General features: G+C 67.7%; 2 protein-coding genes. Both read right to left on the minus strand.

Annotated elements, in window-relative coordinates:
- Nucleotides 1-1,017 (minus strand): ABC transporter substrate-binding protein (locus AOK15_RS29465; RefSeq protein WP_055521386.1); only part of this gene is annotated, 1,017 nt, incomplete at its 3' end.
- Between the two features lie 320 nt (nucleotides 1,018-1,337).
- Nucleotides 1,338-2,072 carry an SDR family NAD(P)-dependent oxidoreductase gene (locus AOK15_RS29475; RefSeq protein WP_055521388.1) on the minus strand — a complete coding sequence of 245 codons (735 nt, stop codon included), beginning with the start codon at nucleotides 2,070-2,072 and terminating at the stop codon, nucleotides 1,338-1,340.
- Nucleotides 2,073-2,110 lie beyond the last annotated feature (38 nt).

Genomic DNA, 2,110 nt, shown 5'->3' on the forward strand with positions numbered 1-2,110 from the left:
GTAGTACTTCGGCGCACCGGCGGACGCGTTCCGCTGCTCCTCGGTGAGCTTGCCGTAGGCCACCGGCGAAGACGGGTTCGACGGGAAGAACTTGACCAGGTTGGCCTGGCTCTCCGCACGCAGCGAGAAGTCCATCAGCCGGTAGGCGGCGTCCAAGTTGGCCGCGCCCTTGGCGATGGCATAACCCGAGAACTGACGGCGCGTACCGTCGAGTTGCCGCTCCACCGGCACACCCTGCTTCTGAAGGTCGGCGATCCGGCCGTCCCAGACGGTGGACATCGTCACCTCCTGGCGGCTCAGCAGCACACCCGGGAGCGGGCCGCTGTCCCAGAACTTCTTGATACGAGGCCGCAGACGCGTCAGCACCTTGAAGGCACGGTCCACATCCAGCGGATACAGCTTGTCCATCGGGACGCCGTCGGCCAGCAGCGCGAACTCCAGCTCCGGCAGGTCACCGTCCGGATGGACCATCGCGCGGGAACCCTTGAACGCCTTGGTGTCCCAGAAGTCCGCCCACGACTCCGGCTTACGGCCACCGAAGGCGTCCGTGCGGTACGCGATGCACTGGCCGTAGAAGCTGTGGCCAATGGCATGGTCGGTGACCTGGGCCTCGGGAATCTTCGCGCTCTTGACGCTCTTGAGCCGGTCCCGGTCCAGCGCCTCCAGAGCGTCCTGCTTGGCGTACTTGAAGTGGGACATCATCGAGTTGTTGATGAGGTCGCACTGCGGGCGGCCCTGCTTGATCTGGGCCAGCAGCGGGGCGTCGTCCAGGTTGAGCACCTTGACCTGGATACCGGTCTCCTGCGTGAACGGCGTATAGATCGCCTTCTGCAGAGCCGCACCGTAGGAGCCGCCGCTGTCACGGACGACCACCGTCTTACCGCCGCCCTTGCCACTGCCGGACGAGACACGGCTCGTGCCGGTACCGCAGGCAGCGAGGGAAGGAAGAGCGGCGAGGGCGGCCAGGCCGCCCGCTCCGCGCAGGAGCGCTCTACGACCGATCTGGGCATCACTCATGGCAATACTCCTCATCTGGGGACGCGTGGGACCAGCTGTGCGGGGGCTTTACCTCGCATGCGGGGGGGGTAGTTCAGGGCGGCGCACGCGGACAGAGCATCGTCCGGCGCCGGTGACAGGCGGCGTTCAGCCGAGCGGGGACGGTCCTCAACAGAGCCGCGGCATGAGCGCCCTGGTGAGGGATGGGTCAGAGCGAGGCCTGGGGCTGAGGAACCTCGTGGACGAGCAGGTCGCGCGGGCCGATGTGCGGGGCCGGCAGAAAGGCGCGACGGAGAACGGGTCGTTCAATCCCTTGCTGGTGGTGATGCCCAGCAGGGTGTTCAGCCTGCGGTGTATCCGCCGTCGACGGTGAGGACCGATCCGGTCACGTACGACGACTCCGACGACGCGAAGAAAAGCACCGCGTCGGCGACCTCTTCGGGGGTGGCGAGGCGTTGGAGCGGGATCGTGCTCTCGCGCTGGCGGCGGTAGGCCTCGGGGTCGGGCCTGCGCTGGAACGCCGCTTCGATGATCGGGGTGGCGGTCAGGCCGGGAGCGACGACGTTGACGCGAATGTTGCGCGGGGCCCACTCGATCGCCGCGCCCTTGGCGAGCATGATGAGGCCCCCCTTGGCGGCGGAGTACAGGACCTGCCCGGCCATGCCGACCATGCCCAGCCGTGAGCTGACGCAGACGAACGAGCCGCCGGTCTCGGGCATCAGCGGCGCGAAGTGCTTCATCACCAGGAACGCGCTGAGCAGGTTGCTCTCCAGCACGTTCCTCGCGTCGTCGCAGGCCATCTCGGTGAGCGGACCGTCGGCCTGCAGACCGTGGTTGAGGACGACGACGTCGACGGTGCCGAAGGACTCCGCGGCCTGCTTGGCCAGGTGCTCGACGAACGTCTCGTCGTTGAGGTCCCCGGGAACGTACAGGTCGTCGGGCTGAGCGCTGTCGAGCCGCTCCCTGCGGCCGGTGAGCAGCAGCCGCCCGCCCTCCCGGCGGAAGTGGGAACTCACCGCCTGCCCTATGCCACTGCTGGCGCCTGTCACCAGGGCCGTGACGTTCTTGAGTCTCATCTCAGGCACTCCTCTTACGGGGGAGGTCGGTCGGGGGT

It is taken from the genome of Streptomyces ossamyceticus, from assembly GCF_001418475.1.
Classification (GTDB): domain Bacteria; phylum Actinomycetota; class Actinomycetes; order Streptomycetales; family Streptomycetaceae; genus Streptomyces; species Streptomyces ossamyceticus.

Coding starts and splice junctions, on each gene's coding strand:
- AOK15_RS29475 (WP_055521388.1), bottom strand. CDS start 2,072: ATGAGACTCAAGAACGTCACGGCCCTGGTGACAGGCGCCAGCAGTGGC.